The sequence below is a fragment of the Leisingera daeponensis genome (assembly GCF_019801465.1).
GTDB lineage: Bacteria > Pseudomonadota > Alphaproteobacteria > Rhodobacterales > Rhodobacteraceae > Leisingera > Leisingera daeponensis_A.
The window spans coordinates 279,301-306,133 of the sequence record NZ_JAHVJA010000004.1 but is presented as its reverse complement, the minus strand read 5'-3'; the positions used below and the strand labels follow the sequence as shown (position 1 = coordinate 306,133).

25 protein-coding genes and 1 tRNA gene are annotated in these 26,833 nt (G+C 62.8%); 13 read left to right on the top strand and 13 right to left on the bottom strand.

The genetic code is table 11. From position 1 onward, the window contains the following. Positions 1-32: 32 nt before the first annotated feature. The 5 genes from KUV26_RS12425 to msrA all read left to right on the top strand — a co-directional run bounded on the left by KUV26_RS12425 (position 33) and on the right by msrA (position 3,363). Positions 33-656 (top strand): LysE family transporter, encoded by a 624-nt coding sequence (locus KUV26_RS12425; protein WP_222508550.1) that lies wholly within the window; start codon positions 33-35, stop codon positions 654-656. Positions 657-717: 61 nt separating this feature from the next. Continuing rightward, on the top strand, positions 718-1,623 hold the full coding sequence (locus KUV26_RS12420) for a DMT family transporter (RefSeq protein ID WP_222508549.1): 906 nt from the start codon (positions 718-720) through the stop codon (positions 1,621-1,623). 111 nt (positions 1,624-1,734) lie between these two features. After that, positions 1,735-2,298 (top strand): DUF4202 domain-containing protein, encoded by a 564-nt coding sequence (locus KUV26_RS12415; RefSeq protein ID WP_222508548.1) that lies wholly within the window; start codon positions 1,735-1,737, stop codon positions 2,296-2,298. Positions 2,299-2,401: 103 nt separating this feature from the next. Further along, positions 2,402-2,851 (top strand): peptide-methionine (R)-S-oxide reductase MsrB, encoded by a 450-nt coding sequence (gene msrB, locus KUV26_RS12410; protein ID WP_222503711.1) that lies wholly within the window; start codon positions 2,402-2,404, stop codon positions 2,849-2,851. After that, positions 2,848-3,363 carry a peptide-methionine (S)-S-oxide reductase MsrA gene (gene msrA, locus KUV26_RS12405; RefSeq protein WP_222503710.1) on the top strand — a complete coding sequence of 172 codons (516 nt, stop codon included), beginning with the start codon at positions 2,848-2,850 and terminating at the stop codon, positions 3,361-3,363. Before msrB ends, msrA begins: the two co-directional genes overlap by 4 nt. Before the next feature lie 72 nt (positions 3,364-3,435). Here the strand turns inward: msrA and KUV26_RS12400 are convergent, their stop codons facing one another. The 7 genes from KUV26_RS12400 to KUV26_RS12370 all read right to left on the bottom strand — a co-directional run bounded on the left by KUV26_RS12400 (position 3,436) and on the right by KUV26_RS12370 (position 14,687). Then, entirely contained in the window at positions 3,436-5,442 is a 2,007-nt protein-coding gene (locus KUV26_RS12400; RefSeq protein ID WP_222508547.1) for a hydantoinase/oxoprolinase family protein, read from the bottom strand. 72 nt (positions 5,443-5,514) lie between these two features. Then, positions 5,515-6,558, bottom strand: a complete 1,044-nt coding sequence (gene queG / locus KUV26_RS12395; protein WP_222508546.1) for a tRNA epoxyqueuosine(34) reductase QueG — start codon at positions 6,556-6,558, stop codon at positions 5,515-5,517. 69 nt (positions 6,559-6,627) lie between these two features. Continuing rightward, positions 6,628-7,293, bottom strand: a complete 666-nt coding sequence (locus tag KUV26_RS12390) for a glutathione S-transferase family protein (RefSeq protein WP_222503707.1) — start codon at positions 7,291-7,293, stop codon at positions 6,628-6,630. 66 nt (positions 7,294-7,359) lie between these two features. Next, on the bottom strand, positions 7,360-8,097 hold the full coding sequence (mtgA, locus tag KUV26_RS12385; RefSeq protein ID WP_222508545.1) for a monofunctional biosynthetic peptidoglycan transglycosylase: 738 nt from the start codon (positions 8,095-8,097) through the stop codon (positions 7,360-7,362). A gap of 99 nt (positions 8,098-8,196) precedes the next feature. Then, a complete protein-coding gene (gene gltB / locus KUV26_RS12380) occupies positions 8,197-12,729 on the bottom strand; it encodes a glutamate synthase large subunit (RefSeq protein WP_222508544.1) in 4,533 nt (1,510 codons plus the stop codon). Continuing rightward, positions 12,726-13,136: a GFA family protein gene (locus tag KUV26_RS12375; RefSeq protein ID WP_261399866.1), complete on the bottom strand. Its 411-nt coding sequence runs from the start codon at positions 13,134-13,136 to the stop codon at positions 12,726-12,728. Before KUV26_RS12375 ends, gltB begins: the two co-directional genes overlap by 4 nt. A 111-nt stretch (positions 13,137-13,247) precedes the next feature. Beyond that, on the bottom strand, positions 13,248-14,687 hold the full coding sequence (locus KUV26_RS12370; RefSeq protein ID WP_222508542.1) for an NAD(P)-dependent oxidoreductase: 1,440 nt from the start codon (positions 14,685-14,687) through the stop codon (positions 13,248-13,250). Positions 14,688-14,929: 242 nt separating this feature from the next. Here KUV26_RS12370 and KUV26_RS12365 point away from each other — a divergent pair, with 242 nt between their 5' ends. Further along, on the top strand, positions 14,930-15,736 hold the full coding sequence (locus KUV26_RS12365; RefSeq protein ID WP_222503702.1) for an undecaprenyl-diphosphate phosphatase: 807 nt from the start codon (positions 14,930-14,932) through the stop codon (positions 15,734-15,736). A 61-nt stretch (positions 15,737-15,797) separates the two neighbouring features. Here the strand turns inward: KUV26_RS12365 and KUV26_RS12360 are convergent, their stop codons facing one another. Continuing rightward, on the bottom strand, positions 15,798-16,787 hold the full coding sequence (locus tag KUV26_RS12360) for a complex I NDUFA9 subunit family protein (protein WP_222508541.1): 990 nt from the start codon (positions 16,785-16,787) through the stop codon (positions 15,798-15,800). A 212-nt stretch (positions 16,788-16,999) separates the two neighbouring features. On the opposite strand from KUV26_RS12360, the gene KUV26_RS12355 reads away from it, so the two are divergent. Continuing rightward, a tRNA-Leu gene (locus KUV26_RS12355) sits at positions 17,000-17,086 on the top strand. Positions 17,087-17,219: 133 nt separating this feature from the next. Here KUV26_RS12355 and KUV26_RS12350 read toward each other — a convergent pair. From KUV26_RS12350 to KUV26_RS12340, 3 genes are read right to left on the bottom strand one after another with little or no spacing between them, the layout of a single operon-like run. Continuing rightward, on the bottom strand, positions 17,220-18,695 hold the full coding sequence (locus KUV26_RS12350; protein WP_222508540.1) for a heme biosynthesis protein HemY: 1,476 nt from the start codon (positions 18,693-18,695) through the stop codon (positions 17,220-17,222). Between the two features lie 10 nt (positions 18,696-18,705). Continuing rightward, complete coding sequence (locus KUV26_RS12345; protein WP_222508539.1) at positions 18,706-20,019, bottom strand: COG4223 family protein; 1,314 nt, start codon at positions 20,017-20,019, stop codon at positions 18,706-18,708. 51 nt (positions 20,020-20,070) lie between these two features. Beyond that, on the bottom strand, positions 20,071-20,709 hold the full coding sequence (locus KUV26_RS12340) for a uroporphyrinogen-III synthase (protein WP_315900112.1): 639 nt from the start codon (positions 20,707-20,709) through the stop codon (positions 20,071-20,073). Positions 20,710-20,870: 161 nt separating this feature from the next. Between KUV26_RS12340 and tsaD the strand changes: the two genes are divergently transcribed. The 6 genes from tsaD to KUV26_RS12310 all read left to right on the top strand — a co-directional run bounded on the left by tsaD (position 20,871) and on the right by KUV26_RS12310 (position 24,727). Further along, a complete protein-coding gene (gene tsaD, locus KUV26_RS12335; RefSeq protein ID WP_222508537.1) occupies positions 20,871-21,968 on the top strand; it encodes a tRNA (adenosine(37)-N6)-threonylcarbamoyltransferase complex transferase subunit TsaD in 1,098 nt (365 codons plus the stop codon). Further along, complete coding sequence (locus KUV26_RS12330; RefSeq protein WP_222508536.1) at positions 21,965-22,927, top strand: NAD(P)H-dependent glycerol-3-phosphate dehydrogenase; 963 nt, start codon at positions 21,965-21,967, stop codon at positions 22,925-22,927. Before tsaD ends, KUV26_RS12330 begins: the two co-directional genes overlap by 4 nt. Before the next feature lies 1 nt (position 22,928). Further along, a complete protein-coding gene (locus KUV26_RS12325; protein WP_019295350.1) occupies positions 22,929-23,201 on the top strand; it encodes a YciI family protein in 273 nt (90 codons plus the stop codon). Next, complete coding sequence (locus tag KUV26_RS12320) at positions 23,201-23,623, top strand: EVE domain-containing protein (protein ID WP_222503695.1); 423 nt, start codon at positions 23,201-23,203, stop codon at positions 23,621-23,623. Before KUV26_RS12325 ends, KUV26_RS12320 begins: the two co-directional genes overlap by 1 nt. A 46-nt stretch (positions 23,624-23,669) precedes the next feature. Continuing rightward, the gene (locus KUV26_RS12315) at positions 23,670-24,065 is read left to right on the top strand and encodes a DUF1761 domain-containing protein (protein ID WP_222503694.1); all 396 of its coding nucleotides are present in this window, start codon (positions 23,670-23,672) and stop codon (positions 24,063-24,065) included. Between the two features lie 383 nt (positions 24,066-24,448). Further along, positions 24,449-24,727 carry a DUF4242 domain-containing protein gene (locus KUV26_RS12310; protein WP_222508535.1) on the top strand — a complete coding sequence of 93 codons (279 nt, stop codon included), beginning with the start codon at positions 24,449-24,451 and terminating at the stop codon, positions 24,725-24,727. A gap of 60 nt (positions 24,728-24,787) precedes the next feature. On the opposite strand, the gene ahcY is transcribed toward KUV26_RS12310, so the two are convergent. Both ahcY and KUV26_RS12300 read right to left on the bottom strand, forming a co-directional pair. Further along, on the bottom strand, positions 24,788-26,176 hold the full coding sequence (gene ahcY / locus KUV26_RS12305; RefSeq protein WP_222508602.1) for an adenosylhomocysteinase: 1,389 nt from the start codon (positions 26,174-26,176) through the stop codon (positions 24,788-24,790). Positions 26,177-26,328: 152 nt separating this feature from the next. Then, entirely contained in the window at positions 26,329-26,643 is a 315-nt protein-coding gene (locus KUV26_RS12300; RefSeq protein WP_222503691.1) for a hypothetical protein, read from the bottom strand. Between the last annotated feature and the right edge of the window lie 190 nt (positions 26,644-26,833).

Below are 26,833 nucleotides of genomic sequence, written 5' to 3'. Positions count from 1 at the left end.
CCCTTCCTGCATGCCGGGAGGAGGGCCGCCGCATGACCGATGTCAACCTAGCACTGATCCTTGGTGCAGCGCTGCTGGCGGGAGCAAGTCCCGGCCCCGCCACCCTGACCATCGCCGGCACCGCCATGCAGCGCGGCCGCGCCGCCGGGCTGGCGCTGGCCGCCGGCGTCAGCAGCGGCTCACTGATCTGGTCGGTCTCCGCCGCCTTCGGCCTTGGCGCGGTGATGCTGGCCAACGCATGGATGTTCGAGGTGGTCCGCTACTTCGGCGCTGCTTACCTGATGTATCTCGCGATCCGCTCTGCCCGGTCCGCCTTGCGTTCCGGCGCCCCGGAACTGCGCACCTCTGCCGCCCCGTCGCTGCGCGCCGCCTATGCAAAGGGTCTGGCGCTGCATCTGACTAACCCAAAGGCGATCCTGTTCTTCGGCTCCCTTTACGCCATCGGCATTCCGCCCGGCACCGAGCCCTCGGCGCTGCTGGTGGTGATCGCAGCCATCGCGGTTCAAAGTTCTCTGGTCTTCCACGGTTATGCCCTTCTGTTCTCCAGCGCTGCCGCCAGCCGCATCTACATCCGCCTGCGAAGGCTGTTCGAAGCGGCTTTCGCCGCTGCCTTCGGTGCCGCCAGCTGGCAGATCTTTGCGGCCCGTCTCAACTGACAGGGGTTGATCCCGCCGCGTGGTTCCCTGAAGGTCCGCAGCAGCAGAGAGGATTAGGACGATGGACGCACGCGCAATTGCCATGGGGCTGGCCTTTGCCCTGATGTGGTCTTCGGCTTTCACCTCCGCCCGGATCATCGTGCAGGACGCCTCACCGCTGTTCTCGCTGGCGGTGCGCTTCCTCATCTCCGGCCTGATCGGTGTTGCCATCGCCCGCGCAATTGGCCAGTCTTGGCGGCTGACACCCGGTCAATGGCGCGCCACGGTGATCTTCGGCTTCTGCCAGAACGCGCTTTACCTTGGCCTGAACTTCGTTGCCATGCAATGGATCGAGGCTTCGCTGGCCGCCATCATCGCCTCCACCATGCCGCTGCTTGTCGCGCTGGCCGGCTGGATGCTGTTCGGCGAGCGGCTGCGCCCCTTGGGTTATGCCGGACTCCTGGCAGGCATCCTGGGTGTCGCCCTGATCATGGGCACCCGCCTCAGTGCCGGGGTGGACTTGTTTGGTGTGGTCCTTTGCGTGATTGGCGTGCTGGCGCTTACTGCTGCCACCCTCGCCCTGCGCGGCGCCACCTCCGGCGGCAACTTCATGATGGTGGTGGGGCTTCAGATGCTGATCGGCTCTGCCATCCTGTTCTTGGCCGCGCCGCTGAGTGAGGACATCTTTGTCATTCCAACCTGGCGGCTGGCGGCGGCCTTTACCTACACCACCATCGTGCCGGGACTGATGGCCACCTTCATCTGGGTGCTGCTGTTGAACCGCATCGGCGCGGTGCGCGCGGCCACCTTTCACTTCCTTAATCCAGTGTTCGGTGTTGCCGTCGCCAACGTGCTGCTTGGAGAAAAGCTGGGCCCGCTCGACGTGCTGGGCGTTGCAGTTGTCACCGGCGGCATCCTCGCCGTGCAGCTGGCCCGCCAGCCAGGGCGCCCCCAAACCGGTCTCTCCCCCGCGGCAAAACCGGGCTGATGCCTTCCTGCTTCTTGTGATCCCGCACCGCAGGCGCGGCGCGGACCCGTTGCAAGTTCCTTGGTTTCCGCCTTAACCTGATCCGCAAATACACAAGCAGGAGGACGCGGCATGAGCACGCAATTATCCCAGGTGCTGAACGCCATCGACGCCGCCAACGCCAAGGACCCCAACCTGGAAAACGGCCAGCCCGCCGCTCTGCTTTACGGCCAGCGGATGAGCGCAGAACAGGAACGCCTGTTCCCGGATGCTACCGAGGCGCTGCAGATCGCCGCCCGCGGCCAGCACGTGGAACGCTGGAAGCTCGCGCGCGAGGCTTTCCCGGAAGGCCGCGCCGGCTACCTCGCCTGGCGCAAGGCCGAGGCAGAGCACCACGCCGAAGTGGTCACCGCCTTGATGCACGACGCAGGCTATGGCGCAGAGGACGTGGACGCAGCCGCCCGCATGCTGCGCAAGGTGGGCATCAAGCGCGACGACCAAGTGCAGGCGCTGGAGGACATCATATGCTTTGTCTTCCTGAAATGGTACTTTGAGCCTTTTGCCGCCAAACACCCGGCGGACAAGGTGCAGCGCATTGTAGAAAAGACCGCCCGCAAGATGTCGGCAGAGGCCCGCGCCCGGGTGCTGGGCGAGTTCACCCTGCCCGCAAAGCTGGCAGGCGCCTTCGCTGCCTGACCTGCACCCGCTACACGGCTTTGCGAGCCACCTGTAACAGGGCTTTGCATTTGCCTATCCAGACCCCATGTTCTGCAGCAACGCGAACAGGCGGGAGGACACCATGACCAAATACTTCAAGAACCCGGACGCCGTTGCCGCCCTGTCCGAGGAAGAGTTCTATGTGACCCAGAATGCGGGCACCGAACGCCCCGGCACCGGCAAGCTGCTTAATAACAAGGAGCCGGGCATCTATGTCGACATCGTCTCGGGCGAGCCGCTGTTTGCCTCCTCCGACAAGTATGAATCCGGCTGCGGCTGGCCCAGCTTCACCAAGCCGATCGAATCCGCGCACATCCAGGAACTGGAGGACCGCTCCCTCGGCATGATCCGCACCGAGGTCCGCTCCACCCATGGCGACAGCCACCTGGGCCATGTGTTCCCGGACGGGCCACTGGATCGCGGCGGCCTGCGCTATTGCATCAACTCTGCCTCCCTGCGGTTTGTGCATCTGGACGACATGGAGGCCGAGGGCTACGGCGCCTACATCAACCAAGTGGAGGTCGTGAAATGAGCACCACCGAACGCGCCGTCCTGGCAGGCGGCTGTTTCTGGGGCATGCAGGAACTGATCCGCAAACGCCCCGGCGTTATCAGCACCCGCGTCGGCTATACCGGCGGCGACGTGCCCAACGCCACTTACAGGAACCACGGCACCCATGCCGAAGGGATCGAGATCATTTTCGACCCGGCAGTGACGTCTTACCGCGAGATGCTGGAGTTCTTCTTCCAGATCCACGACCCGACCACCCTGAACCGCCAGGGCAATGACATCGGCATGAGCTACCGCTCGGCGATCTACTACACGGACGAGACGCAAAAGGCCGTGGCCGAGGACACCATCGCCGACGTCAACGCCTCCGGCATCTGGCCCGGCAAGGTGGTGACCGAGGTGGAACCGGTGGGCGACTTCTGGGAGGCCGAGTCCGAGCATCAGGACTATCTTCAGCGGCTGCCTACTGGCTACACCTGCCACTTCGCACGCCCCGACTGGGTGCTGCCGAAACGCGGCGCTGCTGCAGAATAGGCCCTAACACAGCGCTTTCAGCCCCGCCGCACTCCGGCGGGGCTTTTGCTGCGGTGTCCCTCGCGCTGATGCCTAGGCGTGCGCCACCCGCGGCCGCCCGCTGGCTTCCACCGTCAGCGTGCCTTCGACAAACACCTCCCGCGACTCCACCTGCGCAGTGCGGATATCCCGCTCCACATGCACATGGATGTCCTCGGCTCCGGCCTGTTCCGCCGCGCCGCGGGCCTCACCCGCCAGCGCCGCCTCCAGCGCAGCCAGCGCCTCGTCTGAAGCCTGGTAATCCACCGGCCCACTCTCCAGATGCACCCGGTATTTGCCCTCGGACGGAGAGGTCACGGTGCCGCTGCGCCGCATGGTGACCCGACCCACTACAGCACCGATGGCGTTGGCCACGCCGGCGTGCTCCGGCAGGATCATGTTGCAATGCAGCCGCTCCCCCACCGCGGGGTAATAGCCGGGGGCAGAGGCTCCAAGCCCCACCACATCCACATTCATCGACGCATCCAGCGCCAGCAGCCCGCGGTGTTTCGCCAGCCCGCGCCGCATCAGCACATGCCGCGCCAGCTGATCCTCAGGCAGGCCAAAGCTTTCGGCCTCTTCGGCAAAGGCAGACTCCAGCAAGGTCAAAGCGGTCTGTTCGGTCAGCTGATCAATGATCATCTGCGCCAGCGTTTCAGCATCTTTTGCTACCATGTCGCCGCTGCCGACCCGGCGCCGCGCAAACAGCGTCAGCGCCTTTTCTGCCGCCTCGCGGTCCCAGGCATCCACCCGGCCCAGCACATGACTGGCATCCGAGGGCGTCACGCCAGAGACCTGCACCAGCCCGCGGTCCACCAGCCGGCCCAGCGAGCCATGCTCCATCCGGGTGCGCAAGATCTGGCCCAAGGGATGCACCTGCATCCCGATCCGCGCCAGCAGCCCGGCCTCACGCTCGCTCAGCCCCGCCACCGGCACCCCCGGCACCGCCCGCACAAAGCGCCCGTCAAACTCGCCCACGGTGGAGTTGCGCAGCTGTTCGTCCAGCGCCGCATGCACCACCTCGGGCGCGTCGGTGGCAATCAGCGAGACCGGCACCACCCGCCGCGGCCCCAGGGTCAGCCCGCCAGACAGCCCGCTGGTGTTCAGATGCACCTGGCTGTCACCGCCCAGACCCGTGGTGCGCATCGCCACAGCTTCGACCATGGTGCGAAATGCCCCGACCCGGGCGCCGGCGGGATCAATCGCCGGCTTGCCGTCCTTGATCAGCGCCACATCCGTTGTTGTGCCGCCAATGTCGCTGACCAGCGCATGCTCCACACCGGTCATCCAACGCGCGCCGACGATGGAGGCTGCGGGGCCGGACAGGATGGTTTCGATCGGCCGCTCCCGCGCCTGCTCGCCGCTCATCAGCGCGCCGTCACCGCGCACCACCATCATCGGCGCCTCGATCCCCAGATCGCGCAAAGTGTCCTGCGCCCGCCCGATTAACCGGTCAATCATGCCGATCAGACGCGCGTTCAGCACCGCCGTCACCGCGCGCTTGGGCCCGTTCAGCTTGGCCGACAGCTGGTGCGAGCAGGTGGCTGGCGCACCGGTCATCTCGTGAATGATCCGCGCCGCTTCCACCTCATGCGCCGGATTGCGGGTGGCAAAAACACTGGCCACGGCAAAACCCGTCACCCCCTGCCCTTCGGTGCGCAGGAACATCTCCAGCGCCTCCGTGTCCAGGGGTGCCGCCTCGCTGCCCGCATGGGTATGTCCGCCCCCGATCACCAGCGCCGGATCGCCCTTCAGCGCGTCCCGCAGCCCGTGCCGGTCCAGATCGTCCTCCTTAAAGCCGACATAGATCAGCGCCACCCGGCCGCCTTGGCCCTCGACCAGCGCATTGGTCGCCAGCGTGGTGGACAGCGCTGCCAGCGACACCTCCTGCGGCTTCACCCCGGACTGTTCCAGCACCGCCCGGATCGCGCCGCCAACGCCAATCGCCAGGTCCTGGCGCGTGGTCAGCGACTTGGCCGAGGCGATCACCTCCTTCTCGTCGCGGATCAGCACCGCATCGGTATAGGTTCCGCCCGTGTCCACTCCCAGCAGCAACGCCATGCCCAGCCCTCTCAAACTCTGTTCGCCGGACCGGGTGTAACGCCTATTTGCGGCCCGTCCATCCTGTTTGCGTCATGAAAGCCGTTGAACCGCCCACCGCGCCGCATCCGCCACCGCCGGATCCGGGTCCTCCGCCAGCCCGCGCGCCACTTCCCGCAGCTCCACCAGGCCGGAATTGCCAATCGCATAAAGCACATTGCGCACAAACCTATCGCGCCCGATGCGCTTGATCGGCGAGCCGGAGAACATCGCCCGGAACGCTGCGTCATCCAGCACCGCGAGCTCTGCCAGCCTCGGCGCCTTCAACTCCTCGCGCGCGGCATAGCGCATGTCGCTGGCCGCCACCGCGAACTTGTTCCACGGGCAGGCCGCCAGGCAGTCGTCGCAGCCGTAGATCCGGTTGCCCATCTTGCCGCGCAGCTCTTCGTCAACCGGCCCCTTGTGCTCAATAGTCAGGTAAGAAATGCAGCGCCGCGCGTCGACCTGATAGGGCGCCGGGAAAGCATCGGTCGGGCAGCTCTCCAGACAGGCCCGGCAGGACCCGCAGCGGTCCGGCTCAGCCCTGTCCGCAGGCAGATCCAAAGTGGTCAATACAGAGCCTAAAAAGGCCCAATTGCCCCAATCCCGGCTCACCAGGTTGCTGTGCTTGCCTTGCCAGCCCAGTCCGGCTGCCTGTCCCAGCGCCTTCTCCGGCACCGGCGCGGTGTCGACAAAAACCTTGACCTCGCAATCCGCCCCGGCCTCCGCAATCAGCCAGCGCGCCAGCCGCTTCAGCCGTTTCTTGACCAGATCGTGATAGTCTTTGTTGCGGGCATAGACCGAGACCGCGCCGCGGTCCGTCTGCCCCACCACCGCCATCGGGTCCTCCTCAGGCGTATAGCTTTCGGCCAGCATGATCACCGACCGTGCCTCCGGCCACAGCTGCGCCGGATCGCCTCGCCAATGGCTGCGCTCCGCCATCCAGCCCATCTGCCCGTGATAGCCCGCGTCCAGAAACGCTTGCAGCCGCCCGGGTACCTGCGGCACGTCCCAGGGCCGACAGATCCGGCAGGAGACAAACCCCTCCGCCAGCGCCTGAGCGACCAGTTTTTCCTTGATACCGGACCCGTCTTTCATCTTTTGCCCAAATACTCCGGGGGAGCGGCCCATTGGGCCGCGGGGGCAGCGCCCCTCAACCGGTTGATATCAGAAATCCAGATCGGTGTAATGCGGCGGCGGCCGGAAGCCCGGTACTTGATCGGCCAGAATAGACCGGAACGCGGGCCGCGACTTGATCTTGGCATACCAATCCTTGACCACCGCCGAGCGGTTCCAGTCCACATCCGAGATATAGTCCAGCGACGACAAATGCGCCGCGGCGGCAAAATCCGCCAGCGTCATCATGTCTCCAGCCAGCCAGCGCCGGTGATCCAGCAGCCAGGCCATGTAGTCCAGATGGTACTTGATCGCCTTGGCGCCGGCCTTGACGTTGCGGCTGTCCGGGTAGCCCTGGCCGGTTATTTTCTTGTTTACCCGCTCGTAGAGCAGTTTCGATGTCACCTCATGGTGGAACTTGTCGTCAAACCAACTCACCAGGCGGCGCACTTCATACCGGCCCTCCGGATCCTTCGGCATCAAGGACGGTTCAGGCCTGGTTTCTTCCAGGTATTCGCAGATCGCAGCGCTCTCGGCCATCATCTGGCCATCCAGCCGGATCACCGGCACCTTGGCCGCCGGGTTGCGGCGCAGGAAATCCGGATCCTGTTCCCAATAGCGTTCCTCGACAAGCTCAACCTCGATCTTCTTCTCTGCCAGCGACAGCCGCACCTTGCGGCAATAGGGGGACAAGGGAACGTGGTACAGGCGCGCCATGGCTACAGGGGATCTCCAGAAAACTTACAACGGTTGCTTCAGCAATGCCTTGGGCGGGGGAAAGATTCAATCCTCGAAACAATCCGCCCGCCCGTCTGCGCGAATGGTGGCCGCCCCGTCCTGGATCTGCCGCGCCCGGCGCTGCACATAGCTGGAGGGTTTGCGGGCCGAACGCTCCTTGGGATTGGGCAGGACAGCGGCAATCAGAGCTGCCTGACGGGCACTCAGCTGGTCCGGCCCTACCCCGAAATACTTGCGCGCTGCCGCTTCGGCGCCGAACACGCCCTCGTCCATTTCGGCAACGTTCAAATAGACTTCAAGAATGCGCCGCTTGCTCCAGACCAGTTCCACTGCCGGGGTCAGCAATGTTTCCAGCACCTTGCGCGGCCAGCTGCGGCCTTGCCACAGGAATACGTTTTTAACCACCTGCTGCGAAATGGTAGAGCCGCCACGGCTGCCGCCCGCCTCGATCGCGGCCTGTAGGGCGCGGGCGTCAAACCCCCAGTGTCTACAAAATTGAGCATCCTCCGCCGCCACGACAGAGCGTGCCAGCACCGGTGCAATCTCTTCCAGCGGCACCCACATCCGGTCCACTTCACCCAGCCGACGCTGTTCGGCCCAGATCGTATGCGTCAGCGGCGGGTTCACCACCGAGAAGAGCAGGATGAGCGCAAGGAATACCACCGCAACGGCCATCGCCGCGCGCAGGGCCCAGCGCCGCAGCCAGCGCAGCGGCTGGATCTTCAGCTTCGCTGTCTTCTTGCTGCTCTTGGACTTCTTCTTTTTTGCAATTGCCTTTGCCATGCCCCTCTATAAGCCAGCACCCCCCCGGTAACCAACCGCCAAAAGAAAAACCCCGCAAGCAATTGCCTGCGGGGCCTTTCATTCAGGCTCTAACCCGGATCATTCCGCCGGCATCGCCGCCTGTTCCTGCATTACCGGATGCGGCAGTTTGTCGAGCATCTCCTTCGGGCAGACTTGCACAAAGTTTGCTTTCTCGATGTCCCAGTGCTGCAGGATCTCAGCGGCCTTGCGGCTGCCGGTTTCATCCAGATGGCGGGCAATTAGCCCTTTCAGCTCCGACTCCCAGTGGGCGACGGTGAGCGGGCAGGTGACCAGTGACTCCATGTTCATCATGGTTTCTGCCTTGCCTTCAGGGTCGTAGAGATAGGCCATGCCGCCGGTCATACCGGCACCGAAATTGGCACCGATCGAGCCGAGTATCACAGCAATACCGCCAGTCATGTATTCGCAGCCGCAGGCTCCGCAGCCCTCGATCACCACCTTGGCTCCCGAGTTGCGCACAGCAAAGCGTTCACCCGCGCGGCCCGCCGCAAACAGGTAGCCATCGGTGGCACCGTACAGAACGGTATTGCCAATGATGGTGTTCTCGGACGCAGTCAGTGGGCTAACTTGCGGCGGGCGAACCACGATAGTGCCGCCGGACAGGCCCTTGCCGACGTAGTCATTGGCATCGCCCGACACTTCCAGCTTCAGCCCCGGCGCTGCAAAGGCACCGAGCGACTGGCCAGCGGAGCCTTGCAGCTTCACCGTCAGGTGATCCGGCTGGAAGGAATTCCGCATGCCGAAGTTGCGCACGATATGGCTGGATGTGCGGGTACCGACAGTGCGGTGGGTATTCTGCACCGCGTAGGACAGCTGCATCTTTTCGCCGTCCTGCAGGAAACGGGCCGCGTCGCGCACAATTTCCGCGTCCAGCGTGTCCGGCACCGCGTTGCGGTCCTTGTCACGGTTGTAGGCGATGTTGGCGGAGCCATCGACGGTGATCAGGAGCGGGTTCAGGTCCAAATCATCCAGGTGGGCAGAGCCGCGAGACACCTGCGCCAGAAGGTCAGCCCGGCCGATCACCTCATCAAGCGAGCGCGCACCAATGGAGGCCAGGATTTCCCGCACTTCCTGAGCGTAGAAGGTGATCAGGTTCACCACCTTGTCCGCGTTGCCGGTGAATTTGGCGCGCAGGGATTCGTCCTGGGTGCAGACGCCCACCGGGCAGGTGTTCGACTGGCACTGGCGCACCATGATGCAGCCCATCGCGATCAGCGCCGCTGTGCCAATGCCGTATTCCTCGGCGCCCAGCATTGCAGCCATCACGATATCCCGGCCGGTGCGCAGACCGCCGTCGGTGCGCAGCGTCACCCGCTCGCGCAGGTTGTTCATCGCCAGTACCTGATGCGCCTCAGTCAGGCCCATTTCCCATGGCAGACCCGCGTATTTGATCGAGGTCGCAGGCGACGCCCCTGTACCGCCGTTATGGCCGGAGATCAGGATGATGTCGGCCTTCGCTTTGGCCACGCCCGCGGCGATGGTGCCAACGCCGGAGGAGGCCACTAGCTTCACCGTCACCTTGCAGCGCGGGTTGATCTGCTTCAGGTCGTAGATCAGCTGCGCCAGATCCTCGATCGAGTAGATGTCATGGTGCGGCGGCGGCGAAATCAGGGTCACACCCTTGGTCGAGTGGCGCAGGCGGGCAATCAGGTCGGTGACCTTCATCCCCGGCAGCTGGCCGCCCTCGCCGGGCTTGGCGCCCTGGGCCACCTTGATTTCCAGCTCTTCACACTGGTTCAGGTATTCGGCTGTCACGCCAAAGCGACCCGACGCAACCTGCTTAATCTTTGCGGACGGGTTGTCGCCGTTCGGCTCCGGCACGAAGTGTGCCGGATCCTCGCCGCCCTCGCCCGAGTCCGACTTGGCGCCGATGCGGTTCATCGCCACGTTCAGGGTCTTGTGCGCCTCCGGGCTCAGTGCGCCCAGGGACATGCCCGGCGTGACGAAACGTTTGCGGATCGAAGTGATCGATTCCACTTCCTCGATCGGCACCGCCTTGCCCAGCGGCTTGATCTGCAACAGGTCGCGCAGGTGGATCGGCGGATTGCTCTGCATCTTTGCCGAATACTGCTTCCACAACTCATAAGACGCGCGGTTGCAGGCCATCTGCATCATATGCATCGAGGTCGCTTCCCAGGCGTGGGTCTCACCCGACTTGCGCGCCTTGTAGAAACCGCCGATGGGCAGCACGCCTTCTGGTGCCTTCCAGGCCTTGGCGTGGATTTCCTCCAGCTTGGCCTGGATGCCGGTCACACCGATGCCGGAGATGCGGCTGGTCATGCCCGGGAAATACTCGGCACACATGGCGCGGGACAGTCCCACGGCTTCGAAGTTCAAACCGCCCCGATAGGAGGAGACCACCGAGATCCCCATCTTGGCCATGATCTTCAGCAGGCCCTGGTCGATGGCCTCGCGGTAGCGGGCAACGTTTTCGGTCAGGGTGCCGTCCAACAGCCCGCGCTCGATGCGGTCGGCCAGCGAATCCTCGGCCAGGTAAGCGTTAACAACAGTGGCGCCGCAGCCGATCAGCACCGCGAAGTAATGCGGGTCGATACATTCTGCGGAGCGCACGTTCAGCGAGCAGAAGGTCCGCAGCCCCTTGCGGGTCAGATGCGAATGCACGGCTGAGGTTGCCAGGATCATTGGCATTGCCACCTTGTCCGCATTCGAATGCTGGTCAGTCAGCACGAGATGGCCGGCGCCGGACCGCACCGCCTCTTCGGCTTCGGCCCTGATCCGCTCCAAGGCCGCATTCAGCGACCCGCGGCCCGGCTTGAAGGAACAGTCGATCTCCGCCAGCGGGGCATTGAACTGCTCAACCAGCTTGTCCCACTGGGTATTGCCGACAAACGGGCTCTCCAGAACGATGATCTCGGTCTGCGAGCTGTCCTCGTCCAGCACGTTCTTCAGGTTGCCGAACCGGGTCTTCAGCGACATCACCCGGAATTCGCGCAGGCTGTCGATCGGCGGGTTGGTCACTTGGCTGAAATTCTGCCGGAAGTAATGGCTCAGCGGGCGGTACATCTTAGACAGCACGGCGGAGGGCGTGTCGTCGCCCATCGAGGCAAGCGATTCCTTGGCATCCTCTGCCATCGGCGCCAGGATCTGCTCCAGTTCCTCGATCGAATAGCCGGCTGCAACCTGGCGGCGGCGCAGCTCCTCACCGCTGAACAAGGGCTGTTCAGTCACTTGGGCCAGGGTCGCGTCCAGATCGTTGATCCGCTTGACCCAATCGCCGAAGGGTAGCGCGCGGGCGAGCTTGTCTTTGATTTCGGTGTCGTGGAACAGCTTGCCCTTTTGCATATCAACGGCAAGCATCTGGCCCGGCCCCAAAGCACCCTTCTCAACAACCGACGCCTCGTCGATCGGAACCATGCCCGCTTCGGAGCCGGCGATCACCAGCCCGTCGCCGGTCACCACATAGCGCATCGGGCGCAGTCCGTTGCGGTCCAGGCCCGCGCAGACCCAGCGGCCGTCGGTCATCGCGAGCGCTGCAGGACCGTCCCAGGGTTCCATCACGGAGTTGCAGTAGGAATACATATCGCGCCAAGCCTGCGGCAGTTCCACTGCCTGCTTGGACCAGCTTTCCGGCACCAGCATGGTTTTCGCCATCGGCGCGGAGCGGCCCGCGCGCACCAGGACCTCGAACACCCCATCCAGCGCCGCGGAGTCGGAGGCACCGCCCGGAACGATCGGCTTGATGTCCTCGGCATAGTCGCCAAAGGTCGCCGAGGCCATGCGGATCTCGTGGCTCTTCATCCAGTTCAGGTTGCCCTTCAGCGTGTTGATCTCGCCGTTGTGCGCCAGCATGCGGAACGGCTGCGCCAGCCACCACTGCGGAAAGGTGTTGGTGGAATAGCGCTGGTGATAGATCGCAAATGCGCTCTCAAAACGCTCATCCATCAGGTCCGGGTAGAACACCGCAACCTGCTCGGCCAGCATCATCCCCTTGTAGATGATCGAGCGGCAGGACAGCGACGCGATGTACAGGCCTGAGATCGCCGCGGCATTGGCCGCTTTCTCGATCCGGCGGCGGATCACATAGAGTTCGCGCTCGAAAGTTTCCTCATCCACGCCCTTCGCGTTGGAGATCAGGATCTGCTCGATCTCCGGGCGGGTCGCGTTGGCCTTTTCGCCCAGGCAGGTCACATCCACCGGCACATGTCGCCAGCCATAGATGGAATAGCCCATGCGCAGAACTTCGGTCTCCACAATGGTCCGGCAGCGCTCCTGGGCGCCGAAATCGGTGCGCGGCAAAAACACCTGACCCACCGCCATCAGCTCATCCTGGCGCGGCTCGTGGCCGGTGCGGCGGATTTGGTCATAGAAGAACGGAACCGGGATCTGCACATGGATGCCCGCACCGTCGCCGGTCTTGCCGTCGGCATCCACCGCGCCGCGGTGCCAGATCGCCTTCAGCGCGTCGATGCCGGCCTCAACCACCTTACGGCTTTTCTTGCCGTCAACCGAGACCACCAGGCCCACACCGCAGGAGGAATGCTCCTCCTCCTCGGAATACAGGCCGTTTTCAGCCATCCACTTGCGCTTGGCTTCCTCGGCGCGCACCCAATCGGCATCATATTTGGTCATTGGCTGGTTCCTTCTACGGAGGGGGCGAACATCTTGATCACGTCAGCGCCGGTCAGTTTCCGGCTGCCGCTGTCGAAGGCGTAGCCCGCTGGCTTTTTGTCGATGTAAAGTTCCAGGCGCAACTCATTGCCGCCTGCGTTTTCAAACAGGCCAGCCGACATCTGCGTCTGGCCTTTATGTTCTCCTGCGGTCATCCGGTACCACAACGCCGATCCGCATTTGCCGCAGAACGCCCGCTCGGCCCAGCCGGAGGACTCATATGTTTGCACCGGCCCCAGCGCGGCATAGCCGCTGGATGCCTGAAAGCTCAGGAACGGGCCGCTGGACCAGCGTTGGCACATTCCGCAATGGCAGGCGGAAACGGAGGCGCGTGCAGGGGAAGCGGTGACGGTCACCGCGCCGCACATGCATTGTCCCTTCAACTCGCTCATTTCCATGTTCCTTCTGCTGGCTGGGTCAGCATTACTGACCTTGCTGCGGTTCGCTCGCTGCTCCGCCGGTGCACAGGGGGTGCCGGCTTATTCCGCGGCCACCGCGGCCTTGCTGTTGAAGTTGTCGAGGATCGCTTCGGCGCAGTCGCGGCCGTCTTTGATTGCCCAGACCACCAGCGAGGCGCCGCGCACAATGTCGCCCACCGCATAGACGCCGTCCAGTTCGGTGGCACCGGTCTTGAACGCGGCCTTGACAGTGCCCCAACGGGTCACCGGCAGCTCCGGCTGGTTCCAAAGGGTCGGCAGTTCTTCCGGCTCAAAGCCCAAGGCTTTGATGACCAGATCGGCCTCCTCGACATAATCCGCGCCTTCGATCACTTCCGGCGCCTGGCGGCCCGAAGCATCCGGCTGGCCCAGGCGCATCTTCTGCACCATCACGCCAGAGACCTTGCCGCTCTCATCGGTAAAGCCCTTAGGTGCCGACAGCCATTCGAAGACCACGCCTTCTTCCTCGGCGTTCTGGGTTTCGCGTTGCGAGCCGGGCATGTTGGCGCGGTCGCGGCGGTAGAGGCATTTCACAGATGTCGCGCCCTGACGGATCGAGGTGCGCACGCAGTCCATCGCGGTATCGCCGCCGCCGATCACCACGACCTTCTTGCCCGCAGCGTTCAGATCGCCGTTGTCGAAGGCTTCGACCTCGTCGCCAAAGCTTTTCTTGTTCGAGGCGCACAGGAAGTCGATCGCCTTGACGATGCCTTCGGAACCGCTGCCCGGCATCGCCAGATCGCGGGATTTATAAACGCCGGTGGCAATGATCACCGCATTGTGCTTGGAGCGGATCTCCTCGAACGAGATGTCCTCGCCCACATTGCAGTTTAGCTTGAAAGTGACGCCGCCGTCGGCCAGCAGCTTGTTGCGGCGCTCGACCACGTCCTTTTCGAGCTTGAAGCTGGGGATACCGTACATCAGCAGCCCGCCGGCGCGGTCGTAGCGGTCATAAACAGTGACTTGCACGCCCGCCTTGCGCAGCATGTCCGCTGCTGCCAGGCCGCCGGGACCGGCGCCGATGATGCCAACGCTCTCGCTGCGCTCGGCCAGCGGCGCTGCCGGCTTGACCCAGCCGTTTTCCCAGGCGGTGTCGGTGATGTATTTCTCAACCGAGCCGATGGTGACAGTGCCGTGGCCCGACTGCTCGATCACGCAGTTGCCTTCGCACAAGCGGTCCTGCGGGCAGATGCGGCCGCAGATCTCGGGGAAGGTGTTGGTGGCCTGGCTGGTCTCATAGGCCTCTTCCAGACGGCCGGAGGCGGTCAGGCGCAGCCAGTCGGGGATGTTGTTGTGCAGCGGGCAGTGGCTCTGGCAATAGGGCACGCCGCACTGGCTGCAGCGGCTGGCCTGCTCCTCGGCCTTGGCGGCGGCATATTCCGCGTAGATCTCATTGAAGTCTTCCTTGCGTACGCTCGCGTCACGCTTTTGAGGCATGTCGCGTTCGATCTGCACAAATTTCAGCATCGGTTGCTTGGCCACGGGCTGGACTCCATCGTTTGTCTGGCTGCGCAGGCACCTTTTCGGGCACCGGTACGCTTTTATGTCAACTTTGCTGACCTACTTTGCCAGCTCTTGATTCCTGATACCGTGTTTAGCGGAAATGTACAGGATTTTTAGGTCCGAAGCGGACCATAATATCCGCTTTCCAATCCCGAAGCGGGATTTATACAGAGTCCCGATAGTTTAAGGCCCATCCGCGGCCAGCGAGGGACGCTTTCAACATGCCGCTTTTCCAGCTGATCCTTGTGGCATTGATCCAGGGCATCACCGAATTCCTGCCAGTCTCTTCCTCAGGCCACTTGATTCTGCTGCCCGGGCTCACGGGGCTGAAAGACCAGGGCCAGGTGATCGACGTCGCCGTGCACGTGGGCACCCTGGCCGCGGTGATGATCTATTTCTGGGGCGACGTGCGCGAAGGGCTGGGCGGATTGCCCCGCGCTCTGACCGGCCGCACCGACACGCCAGGCTCCCGGCTTGCCATGGGCCTGATCGTGGCCACGATCCCCACCGTCATATTCGGCGCCGTGCTGCATTTCACCGGCCTCAGCGATGCGTTGCGATCTATGGCGGTGATCGGCTGGACCATGCTGGGCTTTGGTCTGGTGCTGTACTGGGCCGACCAGAAAGGCGCAGAGGTGAAACAAGCCGGCGACTGGGGCCTGCGCGATGCTCTGATCATGGGGTTGTGGCAGATGCTGGCGCTGATCCCCGGCACCTCGCGCTCCGGCATCACCATCACTGGCGCTCGCCAGCTGGGCTACAAGCGCGAGGACGGAGCCCGCATTGCCATGCTGATGTCGATCCCCACCATCATCGCTTCGGGCGTGCTTTTGGGAACCGAAGTTGCGCTGGAATCCAATACTGCGCTGATGCGCGATGCGGGGGTTGCGGCAGTTCTGGCAATGGTCTCGGCGCTAGCCGCGCTCAGCCTGATGATGCGGCTTCTGCGCTCGGTCAGCTTCACGCCTTATGTGATCTACCGGGTGATCCTGGGCGCGGTGCTGCTGACCATTGCCTACGGCAGTTAGGCCGGAAAAGAAAAAGCGCGGGATTGCCCCGCGCTTGCAACTCCAGAAAACGCTTCGCGCGTCAGGCGCCGTTGCGCAGATTGCGGGCGGAGCTGGTCATCTCGTCATATTGGCCGGAGGGGCGGAACTTCCAAAGGTAGTCTGGCAGCACCGAACCAACTGACACCGGGTCAATGCCCAGATCCGCGAAACCCTTAGCTGCCTCGGTCACTACATTGTCCGACTTCAAGCTTTTCAACTGGTCTCGGGTCAGCATCTTGTTCTCGATCAGCTGGAAACTGGCATACTGCAGAAGATCAAAGCCGAAGGCCACCAGTTTCGCAACAAACCCAGGCAGTGAAATGATGACACGGCGGCGATGGATCACCTCCAGCATCTGCTCCATTAGCGCGCGGAAGGTTTTGACCTCTGGGCCGCCCAGTTCATAAACCCCGCCCTCTGCCTCACCAAGGGCGCCTTTGACTGCCGCCTTGGCTACATCGTCGACAAACACCGGCTGGAACCTGGTGCCGCCCGCAGCAATCGGCAGGAACGGCGAAAGGCGGGTCATGCCGGCGAAACGGTTGAAGAAGCCGTCTTCAGCCCCGAAGATCACCGAGGGGCGCAGGATCACCGCACCCGGGAAATGCTGCTGCACGGCAGCTTCGCCGGCGGCCTTGGTGCGGGAATATTCGCTGGCGGCATCCGCATCGGCGCCAATGGCCGAGATATGCACCATACTGGCGACGCCCTGCTGCGACGCGATGCGCGCAATGCGACCGGCGCCCTCGGCATGGATAGCGCCAAAAGTGTTCTTGCCCAGCTCGTTCAGCACACCCACGCAGTTCACCACTGCATCCGCGCCCTGCATCACAGCCGCCACCGACATGTCGTCGCGGATATTGCAGAACACCGGCTCCACCTGGCCTGGAACACCGTAAGGCTTCACATGAATGGCTTCATTGGGACGGCGCACTGCGACGCGCACCCGCCAGCCCTCCTTAGCCATGCGCCGCGCAATGTAGCGGCCCACGAAACCGGATCCGCCATAGATCGTGACCAGTTTGGACATCTTTTGGCTCCTGAATTTAGCTGCATATATGCTCTAGCGCCGCAAGAGGCGCCGAACAAGGCGCAATTGGCCGCCGCTGCCGCCCAAGCGTTCTGCCTGCATCAATTTTTCAGGCCACGCGGCAGCCGCCGACCTCTCCCCTGCGAAGATTCCTTGAAAAATCCGTTTGACGCCCATCGGGAAGCTGCTTATACGCCCTCCTCACGACACCTGCCCAGGTGGCGGAATTGGTAGACGCGCTAGCTTCAGGTGCTAGTGTCCGTATGGACGTGGAGGTTCGAGTCCTCTCCTGGGCACCATCTCCCGAAAGTCAGAGTTTTGATACTCCCGGTTTTCCGGATGTGCCGAAAATTTCTTCCGTCAGCCATGCAAAAAGAAAACGGCAGGACAAGCCCGCCGTCTTTCGTGGTTTGCTTTTGACTTGGAGCGATGTCAGGTCGCCTCTCTAACCGTGTCTTTCGCCTCTCCGTCTTCCTCCTCGGCGGCTTCCAGGATCTCGGCATCTTCGGCCGGCGCAGCAGTCTTGTCCTCAAGCACACCAGTGATCAGCGGCAGCATATAGGCTGCGGCTGTACTTGCCACCTCAGGTGTTTCCGGGCGCTTCCAGGACAGCGTGTCAAAACTTGAGCAATGCTCGCAGACCGGTGCCCATTCCGCATGGATGTGGTTACAGCTGTCGCAAACCCACTGAGGCCCTCGTGGCGCGGTCAGTGCCTTGGCCAGCCAGCCCTGCACCACCTTGTCGCTGGCCCCTTCGCCACGCTCGATCGCGGCCATCAGTGTCAGAGCGCGTGCATCCGGCGCCCGTTTGGCCAAATCGCTCAGCCAGCGGCGGGCTTCGGGGAAGTCTTCAGCGACAATATTCAGTTCCGCCATCACTAGGCGGGTTTCATCGTTCAGCGGCTTGATCCGCGCCAGCTGGTCGAACCTCTTGACGCGTTCAGCGGCGGTTTCCTCAGGTTCGATTTCGGCAAATGCATGGGCCAGGTCGGGATGCGGCTGGCTTTCCCAGGTCTTCTTCAGCAGCCGGACAGCCGCTCGCTTCTTGCCCCGGGCTATATAGGCGCGGGCCGCCATTGCGGCGGCTGGAACCAGATCCGGCGACAGGCGGTTGGCCTCAATCGCCTGCTCCTGCTGCTCAACCGTGGCGTTTTCATCCAGGATGCTCTTGGAGGACGACAAGGCCAGCACCGCATCGCGGCGTTTGAATACATCGCGCGGCAGGGTGCCGGTCTTGAGCTTGGTCGACAATGTTTTGCGCGCCCCGGCCCAATCTTCAGCCTGAGCCTGCAAGCGCAGCAGCGTGTCCTGCACTTCCTCGTGCTTGGGCCTCAACGCCAGTGCCTTCTCCGCCAGCTGGCGGGCAGTATCCGTATCCCCTTCGGAAAGCTTCTGCTTCATGATCCCGCGCACGCCAACAAAACGCGTCGGCTGGTTCGACAGCAAGCGTTTATAAGCTTCGGCCGCCTTGTGCGTATCGCCGCTCATCTCTGCCGCCTGGGCCACCAGCAGATCGGTCAGCTCCGGCTTCTGCAGGTATTTCTCAGCCCGCGCGGCCTTGGCCAGCGCCAAGCGCCCCTCCCCCGAGGCCAATGCCATCAGCCCGTCAGCAAGCGCCTGATAGCCCTTGCGTTCGCGGCCCTTGTCCCAGTAGCGCGACAGGGCGGTTTCATCACCGTTCAGGAAATGCAGCGTGGCGACCAAAAGCGACAAAAGTTTCAGGAAAAGCCAGACGCCCAGCACCAGCACACCCAGCGCGATTACCGATTGCAGAGCGCTGAGAGTGTATTCGGTGCCGGCAACAGTGATCTGCATACCACCTGCGGTTTCCATCAACAGACGGCCCCCGAACGCAAGAAGCGCGACGATTGCGACAAATACGAGGATCTTCAACAACGACCAGAGCATGGAGGCTTCCTTATTTGGCTTGCAGGCTTCGCGCCAGATCAGCAGCGGCAGTTACAGCCGCAACCCGCGTGTTTGCCCTGGCTTCCCAGTTTGAAAGAGCGGTACGCGCGGAGCCGGGAAGCGCAGTCAATTCGCTCAACGCATCCTGAAGCTTGCCTGCGGCTACCGCGGCTTCAGCCCGGGAGAGAATCGCATCCGGGCTGTCTCCCTGCTGCGGCGTCACCGAGCGTGCGCCCAAATGGCGGTTCACGTAATCCAGCAAACTGCCGCTGCCTTTGGTCTCTTCCCGTGCGGCGGCCAGCGCATCGCGCGCCGCAGGGGCGAAACTGTCGCGCAGGGCAGAAATCGTGGCCACGCCGTTTTCAGCCGGGCCGGACAGTGCAGCGGGCACATCCACGCCAAGGGCGGCAAGCTCCTGCACGCTGGCGGCATAGCTGTTACCGCTGTCGAGCGCTGAGCGCAGATGCGCCAACTGGGTCTGTGCGCTGGCGATCCTTGCAGCTTCCGCACTGGCAGCGTCCATCGCCTGGGCGTCCGCCAGCATCTGCTCGACTTCAGAGCGCTGCGCAGCAAGGCTATCCTGCAGCTTCGCCAATTCAGATTCAAACGCGGCCAAGGCCTCCGGCGACGCGCCCTCCAGCGGCCGGGTTTCCAGTGCGGCTACGCGATCAGCCAAGGATTCGAGGTCCGTCCGCAAATCCGCATCCGGTGCCGGCGCGGTTTTCAACAGCTCGATTTCACCTGCCATCGTTTCAAGACGGGCGGTAAGCGGACCAATATCGGGAACCTGGGTGGCCTCAACCTGCTCTTTCATTGCAGCCAATGCGGCTTGCAGATCCGACTGGCCAGTTTCCAAAGCCGCCAACTCTTCGCTATTTTGCTGCATCGACGGAGGCAAGAAGCTGTTGAGCCAGCCAGCCTGGCCTGCCACAAAACCGATCATAGCTGCAACTGCGCCGCCAAGGACCGCGGAACCGAAACCGCCGCGCTTTTCCACCACGCGCTCGATTTCCCGGGAAACATCTGCTGCAACAACCGGTTCCACGGAAACCTCTTCCCGCCCTGCAGCCGCATCTCCATCGAAGGACGCAACTGCGGTCTCGGTCTCGGTCTCGGTCTCGGTCTCGGTCTCGGTCTCGGTCTCGGTCTCGGTCTCGGTCTCGGTCTCGGAAACCGGGGACGCTACATCCTCAGAGGTGTCAACAGGCTCAGAACCGGTTTCACCCGCCGAACCCTGCTCAGAGGCCGCGGCGGTGTCCTCAGCCGGCTTGGGTGCACCGGGGCCGGGCTCAAACGCGTCTTCCGGATTTTTCTTTTCAGCCACGCCGGCTTCCCCCTCGATTCCTAAAATACATTCCTGCGAACACGCTGGACCCTACTCTGCGCGCCCCTCGCCCTCAAGCCGGGACAGCTGCGCTGCGGCATCAAGAACAGCCGTTGTCATGGCCGCTGCATCCGGTGTCCTACTTACGCTCAAAGCCTTGCAACTCAAGCCTTTCAACGGATCTGCAACTGCCTCGCTAAGCGCAATCAGATGCAAATGCGAAGCATCCTTGCAAAGATTGGCAAAATGGCGCGCAGTCCTAGGCGAAAATAGCGGCACAATCACGTCATTTTGCGCAGAAAGCACGGTCTGCGCCTCTTCCGTCAACGGCAGAAGCACCTGATCATACACGATTTGCTCACGGCAGGGGAGACCGCCATCCGTCAACCGCCGGGCGATGCTGCCGCGGGTGTAGGCACCTCGCAGATGCAGAAGCGGTGCGTCAGGCCTCTCTTGCAACAGAGCTTCTGTCAGCTCATCCGCGCGCTGCCCCAGGCAACGCGCCTGCCATCCGGCATCCGCCGCAGTCCGTGCGGTGTTCTGCCCGACGCAGTAGGCTGGCAGCCGCTTTGTGGTTTCACGTGAAGCGGCCGACACCCCATTGGAAGAAGTGAAAATTACGCCCTTCACCCCTTGCAGTTCGACCGGCGCCTGCGCGGGCCTGACCTCAATCAGCGGTGCGTAGATCACATTCAGCCTGGCGCGCGCCGCCGCAGGCAAGCCGCCAGCAAACCGCTCTGCCGCTGCCAGCGGGCGTGTCATCAGCAAAGGCACCATCGCGAGGCTCCCGGGATTGTTTGCACCCCGCTTCGGTGGTAGCCCCGGCAACAGTTTGATGCAACGGTAAGGCTATGACTAAGACCCTGACAATTCTGGGGCTGGAGAGCAGCTGCGACGACACCGCCGCCGCCGTGGTGCGGCAGGCCGAGGGTGCACGGCCCGAGGTCCTGTCCTCGATCGTGTTCGGCCAGACTGAGCTGCACAGCGCCTTTGGCGGCGTCGTGCCGGAGATTGCGGCGCGCGCGCATGCGGAAAAACTGGACATCTGTGTGCGTGATGCACTGGCAGAGGCCGGGCTGACCCTGAAGGACATGAATGCGGTCGCCGTGACTGCCGGCCCGGGACTGATCGGCGGCGTGATGTCCGGCGTGATGTGCGCCAAGGGGATTGCCGCATCCACCGGACTGCCGCTCATCGGAGTGAACCATCTGGCAGGCCACGCGCTGACGCCGCGGCTGACGAACGGGATCGCCTATCCCTATCTGATGCTGCTGGTATCCGGTGGGCACTGCCAGTACCTTCTGGTGCGCGGGCCGGAAGATTTCTCCCGCTTGGGCGGCACAATTGATGATGCTCCTGGCGAAGCCTTTGACAAGACCGCCCGCCTGCTGGGGCTGCCCCAGCCCGGCGGACCATCGGTGCAGGCTGAGGCAGAACAAGGCGACCCCAAGCGGTTCCGCTTTCCCCGCCCCTTGCTGGACCGGCCGGACTGCAACCTGTCGTTCTCCGGCCTGAAGACCGCGCTGATGCGGATGCGGGACCAGATCGTGGCAGAGAAAGGCGGTCTTACCCGGCAGGACCGCGCTGACCTGTGCGCCGGCTTTCAGGCTGCCGTGGTCGATACCTTGGCAGAAAAAACCCGTCGCGCGATCCGCCTGTATCTGGCGGAACAACCGGGGCAACCGACTGTGGCCGCTGCCGGCGGTGTTGCGGCAAATACAGCCATCCGCGCGGCGCTGGAGACCGTGTGCGCCGAGGCAGGCGCCGCCTTCACCGCGCCGCCGCTGCGGCTGTGCACCGACAATGCTGCGATGATCGCCTATGCCGGTCTGGAGCGGTTCAAGGCGGGAGCGCGGGACGGGCTGGATCTGACTGCCCGCCCCCGCTGGCCGCTGGATCAGAGCAGCCCGGCATTGATCGGATCAGGCCGCAAGGGAGCCAAAGCATGACCATTTCGGTACTGGGATCGGGTGCCTTTGGCACCGCCTTGGCGATTTCGCTGGCTGAAAAGGGCCCGGTGTCCCTATGGGCCCGCAACCCGATGAAGGCCCAGGCGATGCAGGACAGCCGCCGCAACGGCACCCGCCTGCCCGGGGTGGAACTGCCTGAGAACCTCTCCATCACTGCGGACATGACTGAGGCTTGCGAATCCGAAATCCTGCTTCTGGCGGTCCCGATGCAAACTCTCCGCAGCGTGCTGTCGGAAAACAAGGCAAAACTGGCAGGAAAGACACTTGTCGCATGCTGTAAGGGAATTGAGCTGGATTCCGGCCTGGGTCCGGTTGCCGTCATCCGGGAGGTTCTGCCGGACGCGCAGGCTGCACTGCTAACCGGCCCAAGCTTTGCTGCCGACATAGCACGCGGGCTGCCAACTGCGCTGACGCTGGCTTGCGAAGATGCGGAGGCCGGCAAGAAGCTGCAGGAACAGCTGACCACGGCCAATCTTCGCCTTTACCGCACAACGGATACCACAGGCGCCGAAATCGGCGGCGCATTGAAGAATGTGATGGCAATCGCCTGCGGTGCTGTCATCGGTGCCGGGCTGGGCGACAGCGCCCGTGCCGCCCTGATGACCCGAGGCTATGCGGAAATGCAGCGCATGGCGCTGGCCAGCGGCGCCAAGGCGGAAACCCTGGCCGGGCTTTCGGGGTTTGGCGACCTGGCCCTGACCTGCACCTCGGACCTTTCGCGCAACTACCGGCTGGGCCTGTCCATCGGCCGCAGCGAGGAATTCGACCCCAGCATTACAGTGGAAGGCGCCGCAACCGCACGGGCGGTTGCAGCGCAGGCGCAGCGGATGGGGCTGGATATGCCGGTCACACTCACGGTAACCAATTTGATAGATCAGCGCTTGACGATCAGCGAAGCAGCGGCACATTTGCTTAAAAGACCATTAAAAGAGGAATAAAATGCTCATCGCATTGATCGCCCGCGACAAACCTGGCCATTTGCAGACCCGCCTGGACAACCGTGACGCCCACCTGGCCTATATCAACGACACCGGCGCCGTGGCCCAAGCCGGCCCGCTCCTGGATCAGGATGGCAATATGGCCGGCTCTCTGGTTATTCTGGACGTCGAAGACATGGCAGCGGGTGAAGCCTGGGCAGCAAATGACCCCTACAACAAGGCCGGCCTCTTTGAAGCCGTCGAATTGATCACCTGGAAAAAGGTCATCGGCTGATGCGTTACTGGCTGTTCAAATCCGAACCTTCCACCTGGAGCTGGGATGACCAGGTTGCCAAAGGGGATGCAGGGGAGGAATGGGACGGCGTGCGGAACTACCAGGCGCGCAACTTCATGCGCGAGATGAAGATTGGCGACCGCGGCTTTTTCTATCATTCGCAGAAAGAGAAATCCGTGGTCGGCATCGTTGAGGTTTGCGCCGAGTCGCATCCCGACAGCACCACCGCAGACGACCGCTGGGAGTGCGTCGACATCAAGGCGGTGCGCCCCTTCGCCAAGCCGGTGAGCCTGGATCAGATCAAGGCCGACCCGCGGCTCGAAGAGATGGTTCTGGTGAAGAATTCCCGCCTGTCCGTCCAGCCGGTGAGCGAGGCAGAATGGGAGTGCATTTGCACGCTGGGGGAGACAGATCCCAGCTGATCTGCCAATCTGCTCTCAAGTGGTTGAAACCATTGAGGAGAGCATCATGGGATTTCTAAGCGTGATTGTAGCGGCTGCGGCCGCGTTTGCCCTCGGCGCTGCGTATTACGGCGCCTTGGCCAAGCCGTGGATCGAAGCCTCCGGCGTTGAATGTGATAGTGACGGCAAACCGAAGGGCGGACAAAGCCCGATGATCTTTGCCATGGCCTTTGTGCTGCAGCTGATCGTCGTTGGCATGATGCGCCATGTGTTCAGCTTGTCAGGCATCGAAACCCTGGGCGCCGGCCTGGTCGGCGGCGTCGGCATCGGCCTGTTCTTCATCAGCCCCTGGATTGCGCTCAACAACATGTATGGAGTGCGGCCGGTGAAACTGACACTGATTGATGGAGGATATGCCACCCTAGCCTGTGCGGTAGCCGGACTGGTACTGACTCTGTTCTGAGTTGACGATAGTCCAAACTGAAAAGGGAAGGACCTGAGGACAATCAGGACCTTCCCTTCCACCCCGCGTGCTCCACTATCCACCACACGCGTATGAAAATCTGGTTCCTGGCCGTCCTGGCCGGTTTCTTAGGTATAGGCCGCCCAGCGCCGATTCCGCAAAACAATAACCCGGACAATGCGAGCTAAATCAGAAGGGACGGGAAGCAAACCAGAAGGTTTCATCTTCCGGTATTGCCAGCTGAGCCGCGTGCTTCCTCTGGGTCCACAGTTCCAGATCCCTCAATCAAGTTGCCGCCGCCATTCGCTGCCAGAGCGGATGCCTTTCCGGTCCAGGGACCTATATCGAGGCCTGCGTACCAGTGACACGGAGGAGGTTATCCTATGCAAAGGTTTCTCATCGAACGGGACATCCCGAAGGTCGGCAGCATGAGCGGTGAAGAACTTGGCGGCGCGGCGCGCACCTCCAATGACGCGCTGGCCAAACTGGCCCCCCGGGTCCAATGGCAGCACTCCTATGTTGCCGGCGACAAGACCTTCTGCATTTACCTGGCCGACTCCGAAGACGCGATACACGAGCATTCAAAGCTGAGCGGCTTTCCGGCCAGCAAAATCACCAGAATCGAAACTGTCATCGACCCCACCACCGGAAACTTGGGTTAGGCAAAGAAAAACGCCGCCGGATTTCCCCGGCGGCGCTTTCTGGAGTTCTGCTTTTTCCGCTTAGTAGCGGTAGTGCTCCGGCTTGAACGGGCCTTCCGGCTTGACGCCGATATAGGCGGCCTGTTCGGCGCTCAGCTGGGTCAGCTTGACACCGATACGGCCCAGGTGCAGCCGGGCGACTTTCTCGTCCAGGTGCTTGGGCAGGATGTAGACGTCGTTTTCGTAGTGATCGCCGCGGGTCCACAGTTCGATCTGGGCCAGCACCTGGTTGGTGAAGGAAGCCGACATCACAAAGGACGGGTGACCGGTGGCGTTGCCGAGGTTCAGCAGGCGGCCTTCGGACAGCAGGATGATGCGGTTGCCCGAGGGCATCTCGATCATGTCCACCTGGTCCTTGATGTTGGTCCATTTGTGGTTGCGCAGGCTGGCAACCTGGATCTCGTTGTCAAAGTGGCCGATGTTGCCGACAATCGCCATGTCTTTCATCTCGCGCATGTGCTCGATGCGGATCACGTCCTTGTTGCCGGTGGTGGTGATGAAGATATCGGCGGAAGACACGACATCCTCCAGCAGCACCACTTCGAAACCGTCCATTGCCGCCTGCAGGGCGCAGATCGGGTCGGCCTCGGTCACTTTCACACGGGCGCCGGCGCCGCGCAGCGACGCAGCAGAGCCCTTGCCCACATCGCCATAGCCGCAGACCACGGCCACCTTGCCGGCCATCATGGTGTCGGTGGCACGCCGGATGCCGTCGACCAGCGATTCCTTGCAGCCGTATTTGTTGTCGAATTTCGACTTGGTGACCGAGTCGTTGACGTTGATCGCCGGGAACGGCAGCTGGCCGTTCTTCTGCAGATCATAGAGGCGGTGGACGCCGGTGGTGGTTTCCTCGGACACACCCAGGATCGCGTCGCGGGTTTTGGTGAACCAGCCCGGGGAGGCTTCCATGCGCTTCATGATCTGCGCCTTGATGACCGCTTCCTCTTCGGACTGCGGCACCGGGATGATGTCCTCGCCCGCTTCGGCACGGGCGCCCAGCAGCACATAAAGGGTGGCGTCTCCGCCATCATCCAGGATCAGGTTTGCGCCCTCGGGGAACATGAAGGATTTGTCTAGGTAATCCCAGTGCTCTTCCAGGGTTTGGCCCTTGATCGCAAAAACCGGGATCCCGGCTTCGGCAATTGCCGCGGCGGCGTGGTCCTGGGTCGAGAAGATGTTGCAGGAGGCCCAGCGCACATCCGCGCCCAGCGCCACCAGCGTTTCGATCAGCACCGCGGTCTGGATAGTCATGTGCAGAGAGCCGACAATGCGCGCGCCCTTCAAGGGTTTGCTTTCACCGTACTCCTCACGCAGGGCCATCAGGCCCGGCATTTCGGTTTCGGCGATGTCCAGCTCCTTGCGGCCAAAGCCTGCCAGCGAGATGTCCTTGACGATATAATCCCCGGCCATAGTCTGCTCCATTCCGGTTACGAGTACATTTGCAGCAGGGCCTAACACTGCAAGTGTGTATATTCAACGAAGATACCCGCAACCGGAGCCGATGGCTCAGGCATTTCATCAAGTGTCAGGCTGTTTTGGGGGAGCCTGTCAGGCAGCCGACGTCAGCTGGCGGTGCCCGGATCCGGCGCTTTTTCCGTGATATGGAAGAAAGAGGAACCGGTTGCGACAACGCAGCTGATCCCGTTTGCATGGGTGACCAGAACCGTGAAAGTGCCGGTTTCATCCGACGCCCAGACTTCAATCACTGTCGCTTCAGGCCGGCTTTTCTGCAGTCCGCCGGCCGTCAGCCGTTCGGAATACCCGCTTTCCAGCTTCTGCGTCATAGCCTCGCGGTCGCCGCAACTGCCGGCTAACGCTGGAGGCGCTGTCGCTGCCATGCCGAACAACAGGGAAAGACCAAGTAAACGCTTGAACATGACAAACTCCTTTCTGTTGCGTGTCACGTCACGAAAGGGGTTTGCCGCAAGGAGGGGGCGGTGCCCCTTGTATACTCATAATATTGGGTCTAACGGCGCTGTTTTCAAACTCACGCGGCATAAACTGACCGTTTTCATCGGTGTTCACGCAAACACGTCCAACTGCGGCGGGCATTGCCCGCTTCATCCG

Coding starts and splice junctions, on each gene's coding strand:
- KUV26_RS12425 (WP_222508550.1), top strand. CDS start 33: ATGACCGATGTCAACCTAGCACTGATCCTTGGTGCAGCGCTGCTGGCG.
- KUV26_RS12420 (WP_222508549.1), top strand. CDS start 718: ATGGACGCACGCGCAATTGCCATGGGGCTGGCCTTTGCCCTGATGTGG.
- KUV26_RS12415 (WP_222508548.1), top strand. CDS start 1,735: ATGAGCACGCAATTATCCCAGGTGCTGAACGCCATCGACGCCGCCAAC.
- msrB (WP_222503711.1), top strand. CDS start 2,402: ATGACCAAATACTTCAAGAACCCGGACGCCGTTGCCGCCCTGTCCGAG.
- msrA (WP_222503710.1), top strand. CDS start 2,848: ATGAGCACCACCGAACGCGCCGTCCTGGCAGGCGGCTGTTTCTGGGGC.
- KUV26_RS12400 (WP_222508547.1), bottom strand. CDS start 5,442: ATGGCGTTGCTGCTGGGAGTGGACACGGGCGGAACCTATACCGATGCG.
- queG (WP_222508546.1), bottom strand. CDS start 6,558: ATGAAAGACGGGTCCGGTATCAAGGAAAAACTGGTCGCTCAGGCGCTG.
- KUV26_RS12390 (WP_222503707.1), bottom strand. CDS start 7,293: ATGGCGCGCCTGTACCACGTTCCCTTGTCCCCCTATTGCCGCAAGGTG.
- mtgA (WP_222508545.1), bottom strand. CDS start 8,097: ATGGCAAAGGCAATTGCAAAAAAGAAGAAGTCCAAGAGCAGCAAGAAG.
- gltB (WP_222508544.1), bottom strand. CDS start 12,729: ATGACCAAATATGATGCCGATTGGGTGCGCGCCGAGGAAGCCAAGCGC.
- KUV26_RS12375 (WP_261399866.1), bottom strand. CDS start 13,136: ATGTGCGGCGCGGTGACCGTCACCGCTTCCCCTGCACGCGCCTCCGTT.
- KUV26_RS12365 (WP_222503702.1), top strand. CDS start 14,930: ATGCCGCTTTTCCAGCTGATCCTTGTGGCATTGATCCAGGGCATCACC.
- KUV26_RS12360 (WP_222508541.1), bottom strand. CDS start 16,787: ATGTCCAAACTGGTCACGATCTATGGCGGATCCGGTTTCGTGGGCCGC.
- KUV26_RS12350 (WP_222508540.1), bottom strand. CDS start 18,695: ATGCTCTGGTCGTTGTTGAAGATCCTCGTATTTGTCGCAATCGTCGCG.
- tsaD (WP_222508537.1), top strand. CDS start 20,871: ATGACTAAGACCCTGACAATTCTGGGGCTGGAGAGCAGCTGCGACGAC.
- KUV26_RS12330 (WP_222508536.1), top strand. CDS start 21,965: ATGACCATTTCGGTACTGGGATCGGGTGCCTTTGGCACCGCCTTGGCG.
- KUV26_RS12325 (WP_019295350.1), top strand. CDS start 22,929: ATGCTCATCGCATTGATCGCCCGCGACAAACCTGGCCATTTGCAGACC.
- KUV26_RS12320 (WP_222503695.1), top strand. CDS start 23,201: ATGCGTTACTGGCTGTTCAAATCCGAACCTTCCACCTGGAGCTGGGAT.
- KUV26_RS12315 (WP_222503694.1), top strand. CDS start 23,670: ATGGGATTTCTAAGCGTGATTGTAGCGGCTGCGGCCGCGTTTGCCCTC.
- KUV26_RS12310 (WP_222508535.1), top strand. CDS start 24,449: ATGCAAAGGTTTCTCATCGAACGGGACATCCCGAAGGTCGGCAGCATG.
- ahcY (WP_222508602.1), bottom strand. CDS start 26,176: ATGGCCGGGGATTATATCGTCAAGGACATCTCGCTGGCAGGCTTTGGC.
- KUV26_RS12300 (WP_222503691.1), bottom strand. CDS start 26,643: ATGTTCAAGCGTTTACTTGGTCTTTCCCTGTTGTTCGGCATGGCAGCG.